Raw genomic sequence first — 20,042 nt, 5'->3', positions numbered from 1 at the left:
CGCTTTCCGGGATGCGACCGGTCGTTGAGCCGAGGACATCCTATGCCGACGAGCAGAGACGACTCAGCGCTGGCGTTAGAGCAATCAGAAAATGCATATTTTCATGAGAGTTCGATTTTCTAAAAGCTTCCTTTAGATTGCAACCGTCGCACCACCTAGAGAGCATGATTCTCTTCATTAAAAATCCCGATTGGCGCTCGGCCGAATGTCTCGTCCTCCTGCCCTCATTCCCTCGCGTCTATCACATTAAACTGGATTTTGGTTGAGCAGGCTGAGAGCGTTTCGCACTTTGCCGTGCAATATGCGTTCTGCTAAAACTGCAATGAGCAAAATCCGATCGGTAGCCGCACGTCCAGATGACGAATCCACGGCGTTCCATGACGTGATCAAGGGTGACAGAGTATGGCGCGTCTTGAGGAACTGCAAACGAGTGCATCAGTTCGAGGCATCCTTCCAAACGGGCTTGTCACGGTTGTCAACGTTCAGTGGTTTGGCTCTGTAGCCCTGGAGCTGACCTACAAGGACGCCACCGGTAAGGTGGCCAATGAGCTGCTCTACCGCCATGACGAATCTCGGATCGAACTCGTCGAGCAAGGGCGCCCATGGAGCTTCGACGGCGACGGACACTCCTTCCGGCTCGTGTCTGAAGCACAGCGTATCCACTTGGCCCATCTGTTCGATCCCGTTCTGGCAGTCCACACGTCTGTGGTCGAACCGCTTCCACACCAGATCACGGCGGTCTACGAGGCAATGCTTCCCCGCCAGCCGCTCCGCTTCCTTCTGGCGGACGATCCGGGTGCGGGGAAGACGATCATGGCCGGCCTGCTCATGAAGGAGCTGATCGCCCGCGGCGATCTTCAACGCTGCCTCGTCGTCTGCCCTGGCAGTTTGGCCGAACAGTGGCAGGACGAGCTTTTCCGCCGCTTCAACTTGCCGTTTGAAATCCTGACGAACGACAAGCTCGAGGCCGCTCGAACAGGAAATTGGTTTCTGGAAACGAATCTGGTCATTGCCCGCCTCGACAAGCTATCACGGAACGAAGACGTTCAGCAAAAGCTGCAGACTCCTGATTGCCGCTGGGATCTCGTTGTCTGCGACGAAGCGCACAAACTCTCGGCCACCTTCTTCGGCGGCGAAATCAAATACACGAAGCGCTACAAGCTGGCGCAACTCCTGTCGACGCTGACCCGTCACTTCCTTTTGATGACCGCCACGCCTCACAACGGCAAGGAAGAGGACTTCCAGCTTTTCATGGCGTTGCTGGACGGTGATCGTTTCGAGGGGCGTTTTCGTGACGGCGTTCACACCGCCGACGTGTCCGATCTGATGCGCCGCATGGTCAAGGAGAACCTGCTCAAGTTCGACGCGACCCCGCTGTTCCCGGAACGTATCGCCTACACAGTCCCCTACAAGCTCTCTCACACCGAGGAGGACCTGTACAAGGCGGTGACCGAATATGTGCGGGAGGAGTTCAACCGCGCCGAGGCGCTGGAGAATGACAAGCGGGCAGGCACCGTCGGCTTCGCGTTGACGGTTCTGCAACGGCGGCTCGCGTCCTCACCGGAGGCGATCTATCAATCGCTTCGCCGCCGGCGCGAGCGGCTGGAAAGCCGTCTCCGGGAAATGGAGATCCTCCATCGACCCGACCAGCTCGCCGCGTCGATGGCCACCCAACTGCACGTCCTCGACAAGGAGGATGTCGAAGATCTCGAGGATGCGCCCGAAAACGAGCTTGAAGCCGCCGAGGCACAGATCCTTGACCAGGCGACCGCCGCCCGCAGCATCGCCGAGTTGCGCATCGAGATCGAGACGCTGAAGCGCCTGGAGAACATGGCCTCGGCGATCCGCCGCAGCGGTGACGACAAGAAATGGCGGGAGTTGGCAACGCTCCTGGGAGAGATCTTCACGCCGGCCTCCATCGGGAATCAGTTCGCCGAGGAGCAGGCCCCCTACGATGCCGGTGTTCCGGTGATCGCCAAGCCGACGCCGTCGCCGCATCAGAAGATGGTCATCTTCACCGAACACCGCGACACCCTGAACTATCTGGAAAGCCGCATCGCCACTCTGCTTGGTCGCCGCGAGGCGGTGGTCGCCATCCATGGCGGCATGGGGCGCGAGGATCGCCTGAAGGCTCAGGAATCCTTCAAGCACGACCCCGAGGTCCAGGTCCTTCTGGCGACCGACGCGGCTGGCGAGGGCATCAACCTCCAGCGCGCCCATCTCATGGTCAACTACGACCTGCCCTGGAACCCGAACCGTCTCGAACAGCGCTTCGGCCGCATCCATCGTATTGGCCAGACCGAGGTCTGCCACCTGTGGAATCTCGTCGCTCACGAAACCCGTGAGGGCGACGTCTACACCAAGCTCCTGGAAAAGCTGGGGCAGGCCCGGACGGCGCTCGGCGGGCAGGTGTTCGATGTCCTGGGCAAGCTCCAGTTCGAGGGACGCCCGCTCCGCGAACTCCTGATCGAAGCCATCCGCTACGGCGAAATGCCCGAGGTCCGCGCCCGCCTGACCAGGGTCGTCGAGAGCGCCTTCGACCCCGATCAACTCAAGGATCTTCTCGAGGACCGCGCGCTTGCCCACGACGCGATGGACGCAAGCCGGGTCCACCGCATCCGCGAGGAGATGGAGCGCGCGGAAGCGAAACGGCTTCAACCCCACTACATCGAATCCTTCTTCCTGGAAGCCTTCCATCGCCTGGGCGGAACGGCGAAGAAGCGGGAGCCGCGTCGCTATGAGGTCACTCACGTTCCGGCCCCGATCCGCAACCGCGACCGGCTGATCGGCATCGGCGAGCCGGTCTTGCCCCGTTACGAACGGATCGCCTTCGACAAGACGCTGGTGGCTCCGCCCGGTCAGCCGCCCGCCGCCTTCGTCTGTCCGGGCCATCCCCTTCTCGACGCCGTCATCGACCTGACCCTGGAACGTCACCGCGATCTGCTGCGCCGCGGCACCGTCCTGGTGGACGACCGCGATCCCGGCGTCACGCCCCGTGTCCTCTTCTTCCTCGAACACGCCATCCAGGACGGCAGCACCACCCGCAACGGCGAGCGCCGCATCGTCTCCAAACGGCTGCTGTTCGTTGAAATCGACGGCGCTGGCGCCACCCGCCACCTGCACTATGCGCCCTATCTCGACTACCGCCCGATGGCGGCTGGGGAACCGGACGCCGCCACCATCCTCGACCGCCCCGAATGCGCGTGGATCACCCGTGAGTTGGAGTCCCGCGCCCAGGCCCACGCCATCGCCCAGGTCGTGCCCGAACATCTGGGCGAGGTCCGCGCCCGCAAGCTGGCGCTTCTCGACCGGACGGAGGCGGCGGTCAAGGAACGGCTGATGAAGGAGATCACCTATTGGGATTTCCGGGCCGAGCAGTTGAAGGACCAGGAAAAGGCCGGAAAGCCGAACGCCCGCCTGAATTCCGGCGAGGCGCGCAAGCGGGCCGACACCCTCCAGGCCCGCCTGGAAAAGCGGATCGACGAGATCAAGCGCGAGCGCCAGATCGCGCCGCTCCCCCCGGTGATCCTCGGCGGGTTGCTCGTGGTCCCCGCCGGGCTGCTCGCGACGATGACCGGCGCCCTTCCGGCCAACCCCGCCACTCTGGTGGACACCCAGGCCGTCGGCGCCCGCGCCCGCGCCATCGTCATGGAGATCGAGCGTGGGCTGGGCTTCGCCCCCGTCGATCGGGAGTTCGAGAAGCTGGGCTACGACATCGAAAGCCGCGTTCCCGGCACCGGGCGCCTGCGCTTCATCGAGGTGAAGGGTCGGGTGTCCGGGGCGGCAACGATCACCGTAACCCGCAACGAAATCCTCTATTCGCTCAACAAGCCGGAGGACTTCATCCTCGCGATGGTTGAATTTCTCGACGACGGCGCGCACCGGGTCCACTACCTGCGCCGCCCCTTCCACCGCGAACCGGATTTCGAGGCGGCGAGCGTCAACTATGAGTTCGCCACCCTGATCGCCCGCTCGGAACAACCGTCGTGACCCGCGAGGATCTCACCACCCATCAAGCGGACGGCGGCAAGGCCGCGCTGTTCGCTCTCTACTCCCTGTGCCGCCGCCGTTTCCTGCGCGCGATGGACCTGTTGGAACAGCCACGCGACCGTGCCGGGCCGCTGGTGACGCTGGGTCAGGCCGATCCTGTGGATCTCGCGCCGCTCTGGCCGGGCATGGCAGGATCTCTGCCGGCGGTACCGCGACGAACTCTACGACCCGCAGACCGACCTCTTCGCCCCCGCCACGTCGGATCCGGCGCAGAGCTGGGAGCGGTTCGTCCACCATCGCCTGTTCCCCACGCTGGTCCGCGACGACGAGCTGGTGCGCAACGTCCTACGGGCGCTCGGCGGGTTGGCGTGCCGGTCGCCTTCCGACGCCGCCCATGCGATAAGCCAGCGTTTCGCTGAGATGACGCTGCCCGGCGCTCCGCCGCCCTGGGCGCCCGAAGAGGATTGTGACTGATGGTTCCGGCCAAGACGAAGAAGAAGCTGATCGAGGTCGCCCTGCCGCTGGAGGCGATCAACAAGGAAAGCGCGCGGGAGAAGTCGATCCGCCACGGCCACCCGTCCACCCTGCATCTCTGGTGGGCGCGGCGGCCCCTGGCGGCGGCCCGCGCGGTGATCTTCGCGCAGATGGTCGATGACCCGTCGGAGTATGTCGAAACCCTGCTGCGCGACCCGGCCCTGAAGCAGGCGGCGGCGCGCGAACTGGCGAAGCGGGAGACGCTGTGGGACGAGCGCACCGCCGCCATGGCCGCCGCCGTCGAGGCCGACGCCGACCTGTCCCGCCTGACCGAGGCCGGGCTGCGCCCGACGCTGGAGGAATGCGCCGCCGACTTGGAGCGCGAACGGCTGTTCGACATCATCCGCGATCTGGTGAAGTGGGAGAACACGACGAACGAGGCGGTTCTCGACAAGGCGCGGGCGGAAATCTGGCAGAGCTGGCGGCGGACCTGCGCCGAGAACGCCGACCATCCCCGCGCCAAGGAGCTGTTCGACCGCCATACCCTGCCGGCCTTCCACGACCCCTTCGCCGGCGGCGGCGCCCTGCCGCTGGAGGCCCAGCGCCTGGGGTTGGAGGCCCACGCCAGCGATCTGAATCCGGTGGCGGTGCTGATCAACAAGGCGATGATCGAGATCCCGCCGAAATTCGCCGGCCACCCGCCAGTTAACCCAGTTTCGCGCGCCAAGCCGGATCTTGTTGGCCGCACCTGGAAGGGCGCTGAGGGGCTGGCCGAGGACGTCCGCTATTACGGCCAATGGATGCGCGACGAGGCGGAAAAGCGCATTGGCCATCTCTATCCGAAGATTGAGATCACCGAGGAGATGACGGTCGAACGCCCGGATCTGAAGCCGCTGGTCGGGCAGAAGCTGACGGTCATTGCATGGTTGTGGGCGCGCACGGTGAAAAGCCCGAATCCGGCCTTTGCAGATGTGGATGTGCCGCTGGCCTCCACGTTCGTGTTGTCCGCAAAAGTTGGAAAAGAAGCCTACGTCGAACCGGTGATTGAAGAGGGTAAGTATCGGTTCATCGTAAAAGTGGGAAAGCAACCTGAGACGGCAAAGGATGGGACAAAGCTATCCCGTGGCGCAAATTTTCGGTGTGTCATGTCGGATACGGCTATTTCGGGAGAATACATCAAAACCCAGGGACAGATTGGGCGTTTGGGCACACGGTTGATGGCGATGGTTGCCGAAGGGAAAGGCGGCAGATTTTATTTAACTCCGACACCAGAGCAAGAAGAAATGGCGCACGGAGCCATGGCAGATTGGAATCCAGAGGTCGATATGCCTGAGAATCCTCGGTGGTTCTCTCCGCCATTCTACGGCATGAAAGCATATCGCGACCTTTTTACTTCAAGACAATTCGTAACGTTGACGACATTCTCTGAACTTGTGCAAGAAGTACGGAAGCGCGTTGAAAATGATGCGCGCGATAATTCCTATGCGGACGCAGTTGCAACTCAGCTGTCATTTACAGTGAGTAGACTCGCCGATCGCTGCTCTAATATTTGTTCATGGGATCTTCGAGACGGCCAGGGGAGAAAATCTGGCATACGAAATGTATTTTCTCGACAAGCCATACCCATGACGTGGGATTTTGCAGAAGCAAATCCGCTGTCTGAAGTAGCCGCCAGTGCAGCAACGGCAATCATGCGCGTAGCGGATACTCTTGATCGTCTGCCGACGAAGGGCATTGGCTTTGCATCTCTTTCTGATGCCAGTTCGCAGGGCATAACAGTCAATAAAGTAGTTTCTACAGATCCGCCATATTACGACAATATTGGATATGCAGATCTTTCTGATTTTTTCTATATATGGCTGCGACGCTCATTGAGGCTAATTTACCCAGATATATGTGCGACTCTCGCCGTGCCCAAAGCTGAAGAGCTTGTCGCTACCCCCTATCGCCACGGCGGTAAGGAAAAGGCGGAGCGGTTCTTTCTTGACGGCATGACGCAGGCCATGAGCCGTCTTGCCGAGCAAGCACACCCGTCATTTCCCACTACGATCTACTATGCGTTTAAGCAATCAGAAACGAAAAGCGAGACTGGAACTGCCAGCACCGGATGGGAGACTTTCCTGGATGCCGTGATCCGTGCTGGATTCGCCATCAGCGGCACATGGCCGATGCGAACCGAATTGAGCAACCGCATGATCGGATCGGGCACCAATGCCCTCGCCTCGAGCATTGTCCTCGTCTGCCGTCCTCGCCATGCCGACGCACGCATCGCCACGCGACGCGAGTTCCTGACCGCGCTGAAGACCGAGTTGCCGGCTGCGCTCGCCCACCTCCAGCAGGGCAACATCGCGCCGGTCGATCTGGCTCAGGCGGCCATCGGACCAGGCATGGCGGTCTACACCCGCTTCGCCAAGGTGGTGGACGCCGAAGGTAAGATGCTGACGGTGCGCGAGGCGTTGGCGCTGATCAACCAGGAACTCGGCGAAGTCCTGGCTCAGCAGGAAGGTGATTTCGACGCCGACACCCGCTGGGCGCTGGTCTGGTTCGACCAGAACGGCTTCGCCGAGGGCGAGTATGGCGTCGCCGAACAATTGTCTAAGGCCAAGACCACCAGCGTCGCCGGGTTGGTCAAGGGAGGCATCGTCGCCTTGCGTCCCGGTAAGGTGCGGTTGCTGCGCCCGACCGAACTCGATCCCGCCTGGGATCCGGCCACCGATAACCGCCTGTCGATCTGGGAGATGGTCCATCACCTGATCCGCAGCCTGGAATCCGGCGGCGAGGCGGCGGCGGCGCGGGTTCTGGCGGCGTTGGGCAGCAAGGCCGAGGTCGCCCGCGAACTCGCCTACCACCTCTATTCCCTGGCCGAGCGCAAGAAACGCGCGGCGGAAGCCTTGTCCTACAACGGGCTCGTGCAGAGCTGGCCGGAAATCGTCGCCCTATCCCGCGACATCCTGCCCCCGCCGCCGCCCCCATCCCAGCCCAGCTTCCTCTGATCGCGGAGAGCCCAATGCACTCACTCAATGAGAGTGGCTACAGTCACTTAGGTGTGAAGATCAGTTCCATGACCTATCACAAGGTCATCACGGCGATCGCCAACGCCTGGGAGCAGCAATTCGGCGAGCCGATGCCGATCACCGGCTACACGCCCACCGATCGCTTCAAGAGCGTTCTTGAACTCCTCAAGAGCAAGCTTCAGTCGAGAACGGATTTCCAGGGAATCGCTGAACAACTCGATATTCCGACTCCCGATTCGGCGGAAGATCTGATCGCTGAAGTGTCTGGGAATGATGTCGAAATGGCGCGGATCCAAGACATGGACGACTTGACTCCCAATCAGGTCAAGCAGGCGATCTATGAAGTTGCGGCAGAAATGGCAAGCAACGATGAGTTGGTCGATGTTCCAATGAACATCTTCCTGCGCAACGCGCTGAAACGCATTGGTGTGTCCGCCTCCATCGAACTGCGCATGAATGTCGGGGCCAACCGGCATTTCCCGCGCCTCATCCAGTGGTTGCGCGAATGCGAGGCGGAAACCGACTGGGGCGACGATGGGCGGGGCATCCGCATCAAGAACGCTTCCGGCCGCGGCCGCGTCGCCGAGCATCCCGTCGATCCCAAGACCTTGAAGGTCACCATCAACCGCGCCTTCCTCTGACGCTGGCCACCGGACCGGAAAGTTTCTGCACATGGCGATGACCAACCAAGAACGCGTCGGCAAGGCGCTCGATCTTCTGAAGGCGGGTCTCGGCCCCTATGTGGACCGGGAACTCACCGCCGCGCTGAAGGGGGGGGTGACGATCCCAGCCCTGCGCGGCTTCGCCGAGGACGCGCTGACAAAGAATCGCCCGCCTTCGGATTGGGACGTCGCCCCGTTGCTGAAACTGATGTGGGAAAGCTGGAACGAGGTGTTCCGCGCGACGCTGGGGCCGGCGGAACGCAGTCTGGTCGGGGAAATCCGCGGCGTCCGCAACCGCTGGGCGCATCAGGAACCCTTTTCGAGCGACGACGCCGACCGTGGCCTCGACAGCATCGCCCGCCTGCTGACCGCCGTTTCGGCGCCGCAGGCCGACGACGTCGCCCGGATGAAGATGGAACTGCGCCGTCTGGTCTTCGAGGAACAGATGCGCGGCGAACGGCGCAAGACCACGGGCACCGCCGTGGAAAGCCTCGCCGCCGGCACGATGAAGCCATGGCGCGAGGTGGTGAACCCGCACCGCGACGTCGCCAGCGGCCGCTACCAGCAGGCCGAATTCGCCGCCGACCTGTGGCAGGTCCATCTGCGCGAGGGCAGCGACGAATACCGCGACCCCGCCGAATTCTTCCGCCGCACCTACCTGACCGAGAGCCTGAAGCAGCTCCTGAAAGGCGCCGCCTTGCGGGTGTGCGGCCAGGGCGGCGACCCGGTGGTGCAGCTTCAGACCAACTTCGGCGGCGGCAAGACCCACTCCATGCTGGCGCTTTACCATCTGTTCTCCGGGACGGCGCCCGGCGAATTGCTGGGGGTGGATGCCCTGCTGAGCGAGAGCGGCATCAACACGCTGCCGAAATCGGTCAAACGGGTGGTACTCGTCGGCAACAAGATTTCCCCCGGCAACCCCAGCGTGAAGCCGGACGGCGTGACCGTGCGCACCCTGTGGGGTGAACTGGCGTGGCAACTCGGCGGCCGTCCCGCCTTCGAGCGTCTGCGGGCCGACGACGAACGGGCGACCAGCCCCGGCGACACCCTGCGCGAGCTGATGAACGAATACGGGCCGTGCCTGATCCTGATCGACGAATGGGTCGCCTACGCCCGTCAGCTTCACGACGAGTCCGATCTGCCGGGCGGCAGTTTCGAGACGCATTTCTCCTTCGCCCAGGCTTTGACGGAATCGGCGAAGCTCGCCCGCAACTGCCTGCTGGTCATCAGCCTTCCGGCCTCCGACACCGCCGTGTCCCCGCACGCGCGGGCCGACGACGAGGAGGTCGGCGGCGCGCGGGGCCGGGCGGCCCTGGACCGGCTGCGCAACGTCATCGGTCGGGTGGAGTCCTCGTGGGCGCCGGCCAGCACCGAGGAAGGCTTCGAAATCGTCCGACGCCGGCTGTTCGAACCGCTGCTGGATCGGTCGCAGTTCGTCGCCCGCGACGCGGTGGCGCGTGAGTTTCACGAACTCTACAACGACCAGGGTCAGGAATTCCCGCCGGAATGCCGCGACATCGACTATGAGCGGCGCATCAAGGCGGCCTACCCGATCCACCCGGAGATCTTCGACCGGCTCTACACCGAATGGTCCACGCTGGTGAAGTTCCAGCGCACCCGCGGCGTCCTGCGCCTGATGGCGGCGGTGATCCACAGCCTGTGGGAGCGGGGAGACCGCAATCCCCTGATCATGCCGGGCAACCTTCAGATCGACGACCCACGCGTGCGCGATGAGCTGACGCGCTACCTGCCCGACATCTGGAAGCCGATCATCGAGAAGGACGTGGACGGCCCCAACGCCCTGCCGTTGCAGATCGACGCCAGCGCCACGAATCTCAGCCGGATCTCCGCCTGCCGCCGGGTGGCGCGCACGATCTATCTCGGAACCGCCCCCACTGCGACAGCGGCGAACCGGGGCGTCGAGGATCGCCGCATCAAGCTCGGCTGCGTGATGCCGGGGGAAGCGCCGGCGTTGTTCGGGGACGCGCTTCGCCGTCTGTCGAACGCCGCCACCTACCTGTACCAGGACGGCGCCCGATACTGGTACTCGACCCAGCCGACCGTCACCAAGATGGCGGAGGATCGGGCCGAGCAGTACAAGCGCAACCCCGACGCCGTTGCCGAGGAAATCGGCAAGCGGCTCGCGCGTGATCTCCGCACCAGCGGTGATTTCCGACGCATCCACGAGTTGCCGCGCACGGGCGCCGACGTGTCCGACGACATGGAGGCCCGACTGGTGGTGCTCGGCGTCGATCACCCCTACAGCAAGGATCCGGCCAATCGGGCGCAGGCCGCAGCCAAGGCCATCCTGGACTCCAGGGGCAGCGCGCCCCGATTGTATCAGAATGCCCTGGTGTTTCTGGCGGTCGACCAGACCCGCCTTCAGGATCTCGACGAAGCTGTGCGCCGCTACCTTGCGTGGGAGTCGATCGTTTCCCAGAAGGACGGGCTGAACCTGGATCCGCAGCAGGTCAAGCAAGCCGACAATCAGATGAAGATCGCCGACAGCACCGTCGCCGCACGGATGCCGGAATCCTATCAGTGGCTCATCGTACCCATCCAGGAAACTCCGCAGTCGCCGATGGAATGGAAGGCGTTCAAACTGACGGGTCAGGACGCGCTGGCCGTTCGGGCGAGCAAGAAGCTGCGCAGTGAAGAGTTGTTCATCCCAGCGCTCGCCGGTACCCGGTTGCGCATGGAGTTGGACCGCGTTCCGCTATGGCGCGGCAATCATGTCGCGGTGAAGCAACTCGCCGAGGACTTCGCCCGCTATCTGTACCTGCCTCGCTTGCGAGATTCACAAGTTCTCGCCGCCGCCGTCGGCGACGGATTGAGCGCCCTGCTCTGGGAGCGCGAGACGTTCGCTTACGCCGACAGCTTCGATGAGGCTGGAAACAGGTACCGCGGGCTGCGATGCGGAAAGCCGTCGTCCCTGTCGGCTGACGGCCTCGAGGGTGTTCTGGTGAAGCCGGACGTCGCGGTTCGGCAGCAGGCCGAAGATGCCTCGGCTCCCGCTCCGGTTGTCTTTGCCGTGCCAGAGGGAGACGCAAGCCGACCGACCTCCATGCAGGAAGCCACCGGTGTGTTCGTCGGCAATAGCGTAAGTGGTTCAGTTACGCCGCGCGAGCGGGTGCTGCGGCGTTTTCACGGTACTGTGCCACTCGATGCCATGCGTGTCGGAAGAGATGCCGGACGCATCGCGGAAGAGGTCATTTCCCATCTGGTCGGTTTGATGGGAACCGAGGTGACGGTAACGCTCGAGATCGCCGCTCATCTGCCCAACGGCGTGCCGGATCATCTCGTTCGCACCATCACCGAGAACAGCCGTACCCTGAAATTCACCAGCCACGGGTTCGAAGAAGAATGAACCATGTCGTGTTAAGAAGCCTGAAAAGGTAAATTACCATTAAGATAGTCTGAATATCGGCGTAAGGTCAGCATGATCTGCGCCGATTCAGAACTTCTGATTGAATTCCATTATCCCTGTGCGATTAGGGCATCAAGCGCGGCAATGATCCGGATGTGGTCGCCGTCGAGATTCCCCACCGCAGGACCGAGCACGCGGGTGGGAATGGTCGCCATCTGGAGCGGGTTCAGGATGACCGCCGTGCCGTCGATGGTGAAGTCCGGGTTCAAGGTCGGGTCGCGATACCCCACTTCACTCGCCAGAACCAGCGGTGCGACGACGCGATCGGCGCGGTCCTTCCAGCGGTCGCCCTGCACGACGAGGACGAACGGGATCGCGGCCCTGGTGCGACCCGGGTTGCGGTGGACATCGAACTGCGGCATCAGCGGGTCTCGTCGTCCGGCATGAAGTCCCGGTTCCACTCGTCGGCGAAGCGACCATGCCGCTCGTCGAAGGCGTTCCACGCCGCGGCGACCTTCCGACGGTGTTCCTGATCGTCCTCCCGCTTCCGCCGTTCCGTCTGCGCCCACGTGGCGAGGAGCGTCTCGATGGTCCCGGAGAGGTTGTCGGTGTAGGCTTGGGCGACGCGAACGAGGTCTTCGTTGAGCGTGAGGTTGACACGCTTCTTCGACGCCCCGACATCGTAGCCCGTTGCGGTCCGCTGGATGTGACTCATATCGTCCTCCGCCGTATCGTGTGTATGATAATGCGCATTAGCAAGACGTGCAACTCCTCGGGGAGCGCAGGATTCCTCCAGACGCCAGGCAGTTCGTCTTGTCACCGGAGCCGGTTCCAGCGTGCGAGCTTCCAAAGTCGAGGGCAGCCGGGGAGCCGATCTCGGCCATTTCCCGAGTGCCGCTCGGCCTTCCAGTTCGGCTACCCTCGCCTGCGCAGTAAGCATCCGCTGAGTGCCGCGGTTAGGCAGCTTTCGTCTGCTCGCGGATTGCCTTCCACTCCCAGGGCAGGAGTTCGCGCAAGCGGGTTTGGGGCATGTCGTTGATGCGGGCCAGCACGTCGGCGAGCCACGCCTGGGGATCGACGTCGTTGAGCTTCGCCGTGTTGATCAGGCCGTACATGATCGCTGCCCGCTGCCCGCCGCGATCGGAGCCGCAAAACAGCCATGCTTTCCTCCCGAGTGCAATCCCGCGCAGGCTGCGTTCGGCGGCGTTGTTTGTGAGACACAGCCGGCCATCGGCGAGGAAACGGGTGAAGCCGTCCCAACGGGTCAGCATGTAGTCCATCGCCTTGGCCACTGGGGCATGGCGGGAGAGCCGGGCGCGCTCTGTCCGCAACCAGTTCTCCAGCGCGGCTACGAGGGCGACGCCGTGCTCCTGGCGGGCCGCCAGCCGCTCGGCCGCCGGCTTGCCGTTCAAGGCGCGCTCGAGTTCGAAGAGGGCGTCGATGCGCTTCACGGCCTCCAGCGCCAGCGGTGAGATCGGCGGGGCGTCCTTGCCGCGCCTGATGTTCGCGGCAATGTCGGCCAGCTTGAAGAAGCCCCGCCGGGCATGCGCCCAGCACAGCGCGGCATGGATCGGTCCCGGCTGGCGGTCGGGTTCGTACAACCGGTTATAGCCGGCGAACGCATCGGCCTGCAGCCAGCCCGTGAAGCCGGCCAGGTGCCGTTCGGGATGCTCGCCCTTGCGGTCGCGCGAATAGTGGAACAGCGCTGCCGGTGGGGCTTGGCCGGCGAACGGCCGGTCATCACGCACATACACCCACAGCCGCCCGGTGTCGGTCTTGCTCTTGGCCAGCACGGGCACTGGTGTATCGTCTCCATGCAGCCGCTCGGCCGCCAGCACATGCACGGCGATCAGGTCGTGCAGCGGCTTCAGCACCGCGGCGGCGGTGCCCACTTGATCGGCCAGAGTGGACAGGCTGAGCGGCACGCCCTCGCGCGCGAAGCGTTCGGCCTGCCGGTTCAGCGGCTGATGCTGGCCGAACTTCTCGAACAGCAGGGTGGCCAGCAGGTTGGGGCCGGCCCAGCCCCGCGGGGTGGTGTGGAACGGCGCCGGCGGCTGGCTGATCGTCTCGCAGGCCCGGCAGGAGAATCGCTCGCGCACCGTCTGGATCACCTTCCACTGGCGCGGGATTACCTCCAGCGTCTCGGTGATCGTCTCGCCCAGCTTGCACAGCTTGTCCGAGCCGCAGCACGGGCAGCTCGCCGGGGCCGCCACAACGACGCGCTCGCGCGGCAGGTGGTCGGGAAAGGGTTGGCGCGATGGCCGCTTGCGGGTGAAGGCCGCCACCGCGGTGGTTTTGGCAGCGGCCTGCTCGGCCGCCAGCTCGTCCTCGCTGGCTGTCGCTTCCAGCTCTTCGAGCTGGAACTCCAACTGGTCCAGCAGGCGCGCCTTGCGTTCGGAACGCGTGCCGTAGAGTTCGCGCCGGAGCTTCTCGATTTCCAGCTTCAGGCTGGCGATCAGCGCCTCGGTATTCGACGCCATCGCCTTGGCCCGCGCCGCTTCGGCTTCGGCCGCGTCCGCCCGCGCCTCGGCCTGCGCCAAGGCAGCGCGCAGGCTGGCAATATCGTCGGCCAAGACGGCAGGGGTCGGGGCAGCGGTCATAGGGCCAGTTTACCGGGGATCGCGCCGTTGAGCCGCCGCAATCCTCCCTGAACCGGTGCGTCGATTCACCGTGTCGCAGTCACCCCGCGGCCTCGGGGCGCCAGGTCTTCTGCGGGTTGCGCCAGTCGATGCCTTCGAGCAGATAGCCCATCTGTCCAACCGAGATCGACACCGCACCGTCCGCCGACGTCGGCCAGATGAAACGCCCCCGCTCCAGCTTCTTCATGAACAGGCAACTGCCCTGGCCGTCATACCAGATGATCTTCACAAGATCGCCGCGGCGTCCGCGGAAGAGGAAGAGATGGCCGCTGTGCGGGTCCTGGGCGAAGCGTTCCTGCACCAGCAACGCCAAGCTCGCCCAGCCCTTGCGCATGTCGGTGTGTCCGGTGGCCAGCCACACCCGCACCCCGCTCGGCACCGGGATCATGCCAGGGCACCGACGACGGCCGCCGCCAGGGCCGGATCGACCGCCCCTTCCAGACGCAGGCGTGCCCCGCTGGGCAGGATGACCTCGACGACCGCCGGGCACGTGGCCGGCGTGGCCGAAAGCGGCAATGGCTCAGAGGGGGCCACGACCGGCGGTTCCGTGACGCTCGGCTCCGGCGTGATGGTCACCGCGACGAAGCTGGGCGGTTCGGCCACGGACGTCCCGCCGACCTTCATCAGGTCCCGCCAGCGATACAGCAGGCTTTCGTGCACGCCCAACCGACGGGCCGCCTCCGTCACCACCACGCCGGGCCGGAACGCCTCCTCCACCATCCGCACCTTCTCCGCCGGCGTGTAGCTCCGCCGCCGTTCCCGGCCCGTCAAAACCTCGACCCGCTGATAAGCCATGACGTTTGCAACTCGTTTGCGTCCGCGCGATGACGCGCCACGCAAAATTCAGACGTCAGACCCGGTTTTGCCAAGGCGGCCCTCACCGGAGGCGTACCCTGCGCATTCGACCTCATCGGTCAGTTCCCACCGGAGGGTGTCCTCCGGCCTCAACATCCCGTCGAGAAACTTCGCAGGCGTGATCTGTGCGCTCAGCAGCGAGTCCTGTTGACGATGCCCTCGAGCATCCCCTGATCCTCTCACCTGTCCAAGGTGAACCGTGTCTGACCGGATGGGGCGCCGTCGCCTCGAGGACATCGAGTTCGTTCCTGCCCGTTGCCTACCAGTGCAGGCGCAGGATGATGCGCTCGTCGGCCACATAAAGCGGCTGGCCCCGCTCGCTGGCCTTCTCGACCGCGGCGTCGGCGCCACGCAGTGCCGCCAGAGTCTTGGCCACATCGCGGACGTAGCCACCGAGCAGTTCGGCCTCGGCGATGGCGAGCCGGATTCGGCCGCCCGTGCTGGTCGGAGCGCTGTGGCGGCGGCGCAGGCGCGCGAGGTCGCGGTCCAACTCGTCGAGACTGTCGGCGAGGGTCTCCGCCGCCAAACGCGCGGCCGGCGGGAGAGGCCGGTCGAGAGTGACGCGGGGATGGCGACCAGCAGCGACCTCGCGCACCAGCGCGTCGGCGAGGACGCCATCCTCCGCGTTGCTGGCGATGGCGGTCTGTGGGAACATCACGGTGTCGGGCATGCGGCTCTCCATGGTTGGCGGCCGTCCACCACCGACGGTGGCGGTTCCGGTGCCAAGCATGGAAAGGACGGAGACGGGAGCGTGTCGGTCCTGCTGAACCTACCGCCCAATCGGTCGCAGTCGGCCCGCCCATTCATCGACGCGTCGTACCGTCCGGTCTGGAGATACGGGATCGCCCCGACGCCGATCGGAAGTGGACGAGGCAGACCGCTCAAATTCTCAGCAGTCGATCTCGATCACAGGACTGTAACGATGAGAGCCCTCCGCCGCTATCAAGTCAGTGTGTTGAACTCATTGGGAAAATTTAGGGACTCTATCCCGTGGCATAGCCGTTAATGTACAGCCACTCGAAGCGGTGGTGCCCGCGTGCGACAGGGTGGTGGCCGCCCGGTGCCCAGATTCGGTGCAGCACCGGCTTGAGCCCGACACGGTGCTCATCCAATGTCCAGACGCCAGCGGTGTGGCGGGCTCTTCCCGCTGAAGCGCCTGCGAGCACCAGCGGAAGCAGGCCGCGAAGGCCTTCTGAGCCAGTGGATCGGCTTTCGCGTGATAGGGGGCGCGGCGCCTGACCGGTTAAGCCGATACGTTGCAGGTATCCCGCATGATTAACGAATAGGCGAAAAGAGCAGACTTCACTTTACCCGAAGACGTACCAACGGTTAAAATGTGAGATCAATTTTCTGCGCGCTGCGGAGTGGCGTTCATGGTTTGGCCCTTTCTAATCGCGGCTGCGATCTCCCTCGTGATCGGTGGTGCCACCGCGGTGGCGCTCAACTGGGATGGCATCATCACGGCCTGGAGAGGCAAGCGCGTGGCAGTCCTGGGCGCGCGCCAAGTCGGCAAGACCTGCATGATCAAGATCCTGTCTACGGGGTCGATCCCAGAGATTTATGAGCAGACCAACAGTGCGGAGAGGGCGACCGGCCGCCGGTTCAGCCTTAAAGACCTAGACTTGAAGATCGACGACACCCTAGACGTGCCGGGCGATAAATTCCACTACGCGGATTGGAAGGAAGTCGCCGATAGGGCCGACCTCGTGCTGTACCTACTGCGCGCGGATCTCCTGCTTGCCGGGAGCACCCAAGTGGAGGAGCGAGTGCGCGACGACATGCGGCACATAGGTAACTGGCTGAGAGCACGGTCAAGACGGCCACAGTTCTTCGTGGTCGGTACTCATTGCGACCTCGATCCTGCCTTTGCGGACCTCACCCGCGACAAGGTCGGCGACTACTACGACAGGTTCCGAAAGCTCCCAGCGGTGGCGGAACTCGTGGCCCATTGCGGAGGCGCAAAGCACGTGAAGTTCTCGCTGGGTAGCATGGTGACGAGAGAGGTCGGTGAGGCCCTAGTCTACGATATCTTCAGGAAGCTGTAGCATGGCACCGGACTTGGTGTTCAAGGCGCAGGCGCTCGACAATCAGTCCGCGGACCATTACCGCGTCAGCGGGCAGGATTTGGAGCCGGACGACGCGGCGCGGCGGCAAGAGGCGGCCTCGCAACTGTCCGGCGTGACCAAAGCAGGGCAGCGGACCTTCGACCAAGGCGGGGTCAGGCTCACCGTTCGCGGCGACCGGTTCGTTTTGTTGGTACCCTCCGTGGAGCGGGACGTGGCCGGGCGCATCGCCCCAATCCTTTGCCATGGCGAACTAGGAGCCGGCGACCGAGTGGTGCTTGTGGCACGGGTGACCGAGGGGCTGGACGCCTTCGCCAGGTACATCGGCCGGAGCATCGATCCCGCGAAGGCCGATCTCGTCCGCCGAGCCATCGCGAGCGCGCCGAGTGCACCGCCGCCTCATCGATTCGGTCGGGTGCTGTGGCTCGGAGCGTTGGCCTTCGCGCTGGTCGTGGCCCTCACGTCCTTTTGGTCACGGCGGCCGGACCCGACGCCGGCTTCGGTGTCGAGCAGCGACTCGCCTCGGCCTTAGGCCTCGCCGACGGCGGCAGGTGGGACCGTGCGCCGTAGGTTCCTCGTCGGTCCCGGAGGATGTTCTTGGAATGTCGACCGGTTCTTTCCCATCTGATCCGGGCAGCCGCAAGGCGATTCTGGTGCTCCAACGGCATGAGGTGGAGCGTTGCCAGTACGAGCCCGGCGCCGAACGGACGCTCGTCGACGACGAGACCTACGTGCTGCCCCTGCCGCTCCCCGTGGGCGAAGACAGCCCCCAGGCCCTCCGGAACCTCTCAGAGGCCGGACTCCTGCGTCCGGGTGCGATGCTGGTGCAGAGCCCCTTCAATGTGGACACTTACGAGGAGGCCTACCTCGCACCCCAGCGGTTTGCGCTCGCCAAGCACATGTACTTCTCGGTCTTGTGCCGTCATCTCGGGGCCACGGAGGTCAGCGTCGAGCAGATCACGCTGAGCACGAGCAAGGGGGAGCAGTCTCTCGACATGAAGGGCTCCCGCCTCGGCGCGGAGGGCAGCGTCAAGGGCAAGGCCGAGGACTTGGCGAAGGTGCTTTCCCAGATGGACCTACACGACGAGTTCACGGGGGGCCCACCGGACGTGACCGCGGCCGAGCGGCTGCTGCGGCGCACGGGGCTTATGGGGGATCCCAACATGCGGTCCCTGATCGAGATGCGGCGCGATGGCGCCAACCAGATCAAGAGCAGGAGGGTCAAGGTGAACCTGTCGAGCGAGGCTCAGAGCACGTTGAGCGTGGTGGGGCGGCTGGAGGTGCCCAAGTTCGTCAAGATCTCCGCAGACTACAAGAGGGTAGTCCAGGAGCGGCACGATTACCAACTCACTGTTCTAGTCAAGTTCTGACGGGGACGGCTAGAAAGGAAGCGGCCATGGGCGCACCGGTGACCGAACGGGATTGGGCCCCAGTAAAGTTGAGCATACTCAAATATGTGGAGCTTCTGGCAGTCTTTCGCCGAGGATTTCCTTTTTAATGAGAGCGAGCGTTACGCCGGTGGGAAGATGTATCAGTAATTTCCCATGCGTTCTTATTCTGATTACGGCGTGAATGCCTGTTGCATCGTGGTGTGTTTTGATACTATGAGGAAGCACCTAGAAATAAACGAGGCCTTGAGGCTGATGGCCGCAAACGACACCGAACTCAAGTTGATGGTCTGGCGTGATGGCGCGACCAAGACTGAGAGATTAGCTGCCGCCGTATTGGACTTGGCTGGATTCAAAGATATAGATCCACAGGCGCCACTGGGAGGGCCTGATGGACGAAAAGATATACTGTGTGAAAAGGGCGGGAAGCGTTGGGTTGCTGCTGTTTATTTCCCAAACGGTTTGGTAAGTTTTGCTAATGTTAAGAAGAAATTTAAGCATGACCTCGACGGCCCTGTTAGGCATGCTCGAGATGGATTGGTTTTCGTTACAAATCAGTCTTTAACTATTGGGGAGAGGGAATCGCTCAAGAAGATTGCCGCTGATGTAGGCAAGGAAGGCGAGATATTTTATTTGGAGCGCATAAGGGGAATTTTGGATTCTCCGTCAGGATACGGCATCCGCATTCAGTACCTTGGTATTGGGATGACCGTTGAAGAACAGCTTGCTTGGTTTTCTGAGTCCAGTAACCGGCTGGAAAATGCTCTTGATCTAAATAATAGGGAGTTGAGGAACCTATCTCTTAGATTGGATAGGCTAGCTATGGGGCAGGATTATATGAATCGTACGCTGGGGGAGGTGGCGTTTTCTCAGGGTGTTGAGGTATCTTTGATACCTCCTACGCCTGATCATCTGTCTTATGAAGATTTTCAGGCCGAACCGACGGTGCAGCCTTTAACCGAAAAGCTGACCCCTTCTCTTGTGATGGGCTTCCATCGGCTTACGTGCTTTGATTTGCCATCTCGTGCTGTTGGGCGGTTCCGGATGGGGCGAGTTCATCTGTCTCGTGTGGGACAACCAAATTCACAGTACCTTGAGCCGATTTCGCCAGATCAGGTTCCTGAGCTGATAGAAAAGCTTTGTAAAGAGTGGAGTAGCCAGTACAGCCGCTTGGCGACGGCCAAGCCGAAGGACAAGCTCCGATCAATTGCAAACTTCCATGCAAAGTTCTTGATGATTCATCCGTTTGAGGATGGAAATGGACGGGCGGCTAGGGCAATATTGATGCAGCAAACCTTGGATATGTTTGGTGTGGCCAACATGAGCTTGTTGGACAGAGGAGCGGCTTATTATACTGCGTTGCAGGCAGCGGATGAAGGAAACATTGAACTGCTCGCTACACTTATTGCGCCAGTGGCTGGGATAGAGGCGGCTTGAATGCCGTCAAAGCTGATCTCCAGCTTCAGCAGTCGATCTCAATGGTAGGACTGTAACGGTGGCAGCACTCCGCTGCTACCATCATTGAAAACCCCCTGGTTTCCGCGAGGAAGTCAGGGGGTTTTTCTTTGTGCGGATTCAAGAGGGCATACA

At 63.0% G+C, this 20,042-nt stretch carries 14 protein-coding genes; 8 read left to right on the top strand and 6 right to left on the bottom strand.

The window, feature by feature from the left end; genetic code table 11:
* Positions 1-402 precede the first annotated feature (402 nt).
* From AL072_RS08690 to AL072_RS08675, 4 genes are all read left to right on the top strand, one after another.
* Entirely contained in the window at positions 403-3,990 is a 3,588-nt protein-coding gene (locus tag AL072_RS08690) for a helicase-related protein (protein ID WP_045580665.1), read from the top strand.
* Positions 3,991-4,463: 473 nt separating this feature from the next.
* Positions 4,464-7,457 carry a DUF1156 domain-containing protein gene (locus AL072_RS33310; protein ID WP_045580666.1) on the top strand — a complete coding sequence of 998 codons (2,994 nt, stop codon included), beginning with the start codon at positions 4,464-4,466 and terminating at the stop codon, positions 7,455-7,457.
* 68 nt (positions 7,458-7,525) lie between these two features.
* The gene (locus AL072_RS08680) at positions 7,526-8,119 is read left to right on the top strand and encodes a hypothetical protein (RefSeq protein ID WP_045580667.1); all 594 of its coding nucleotides are present in this window, start codon (positions 7,526-7,528) and stop codon (positions 8,117-8,119) included.
* 31 nt (positions 8,120-8,150) lie between these two features.
* Positions 8,151-11,507, top strand: a complete 3,357-nt coding sequence (locus AL072_RS08675) for a Swt1 family HEPN domain-containing protein (protein ID WP_045580668.1) — start codon at positions 8,151-8,153, stop codon at positions 11,505-11,507.
* A gap of 110 nt (positions 11,508-11,617) precedes the next feature.
* Here the strand turns inward: AL072_RS08675 and AL072_RS08670 are convergent, their stop codons facing one another.
* From AL072_RS08670 to AL072_RS08645, 6 genes are all read right to left on the bottom strand, one after another.
* Positions 11,618-11,929: a CcdB family protein gene (locus tag AL072_RS08670; RefSeq protein ID WP_045580669.1), complete on the bottom strand. Its 312-nt coding sequence runs from the start codon at positions 11,927-11,929 to the stop codon at positions 11,618-11,620.
* Positions 11,929-12,222 (bottom strand): type II toxin-antitoxin system CcdA family antitoxin, encoded by a 294-nt coding sequence (locus AL072_RS34870; RefSeq protein WP_045580670.1) that lies wholly within the window; start codon positions 12,220-12,222, stop codon positions 11,929-11,931. The genes AL072_RS08670 and AL072_RS34870 overlap by 1 nt, the downstream gene beginning before the upstream one ends.
* A 241-nt stretch (positions 12,223-12,463) precedes the next feature.
* Entirely contained in the window at positions 12,464-14,107 is a 1,644-nt protein-coding gene (gene tnpC, locus AL072_RS08660) for an IS66 family transposase (protein WP_045580671.1), read from the bottom strand.
* 79 nt (positions 14,108-14,186) lie between these two features.
* Positions 14,187-14,534: an IS66 family insertion sequence element accessory protein TnpB gene (gene tnpB, locus AL072_RS08655; RefSeq protein WP_045580672.1), complete on the bottom strand. Its 348-nt coding sequence runs from the start codon at positions 14,532-14,534 to the stop codon at positions 14,187-14,189.
* Positions 14,531-14,941, bottom strand: a complete 411-nt coding sequence (gene tnpA / locus AL072_RS08650; protein WP_045580673.1) for an IS66-like element accessory protein TnpA — start codon at positions 14,939-14,941, stop codon at positions 14,531-14,533. Before tnpA ends, tnpB begins: the two co-directional genes overlap by 4 nt.
* A gap of 319 nt (positions 14,942-15,260) precedes the next feature.
* The gene (locus AL072_RS08645) at positions 15,261-15,683 is read right to left on the bottom strand and encodes a hypothetical protein (RefSeq protein WP_045580674.1); all 423 of its coding nucleotides are present in this window, start codon (positions 15,681-15,683) and stop codon (positions 15,261-15,263) included.
* 691 nt (positions 15,684-16,374) lie between these two features.
* Here AL072_RS08645 and AL072_RS08640 point away from each other — a divergent pair.
* The 4 genes from AL072_RS08640 to AL072_RS33300 all read left to right on the top strand — a co-directional run bounded on the left by AL072_RS08640 (position 16,375) and on the right by AL072_RS33300 (position 19,889).
* Positions 16,375-17,046, top strand: coding sequence for a hypothetical protein (locus AL072_RS08640; protein WP_045580675.1), 672 nt, complete (start codon positions 16,375-16,377; stop codon positions 17,044-17,046).
* 1 nt (position 17,047) lies between these two features.
* Positions 17,048-17,596 carry an SDR family oxidoreductase gene (locus AL072_RS08635; RefSeq protein ID WP_045580676.1) on the top strand — a complete coding sequence of 183 codons (549 nt, stop codon included), beginning with the start codon at positions 17,048-17,050 and terminating at the stop codon, positions 17,594-17,596.
* Positions 17,597-17,666: 70 nt separating this feature from the next.
* Positions 17,667-18,434: a hypothetical protein gene (locus AL072_RS08630; protein WP_045580677.1), complete on the top strand. Its 768-nt coding sequence runs from the start codon at positions 17,667-17,669 to the stop codon at positions 18,432-18,434.
* 273 nt (positions 18,435-18,707) lie between these two features.
* Positions 18,708-19,889: a Fic family protein gene (locus tag AL072_RS33300; RefSeq protein ID WP_158511049.1), complete on the top strand. Its 1,182-nt coding sequence runs from the start codon at positions 18,708-18,710 to the stop codon at positions 19,887-19,889.
* The last annotated feature ends 153 nt before the right edge of the window (positions 19,890-20,042 follow it).

It is taken from the genome of Azospirillum thiophilum, assembly GCF_001305595.1.
GTDB lineage: Bacteria > Pseudomonadota > Alphaproteobacteria > Azospirillales > Azospirillaceae > Azospirillum > Azospirillum thiophilum.
Note: the sequence above shows the minus strand (reverse complement) of the source record. Positions and strands in the feature narration are given on the sequence as shown.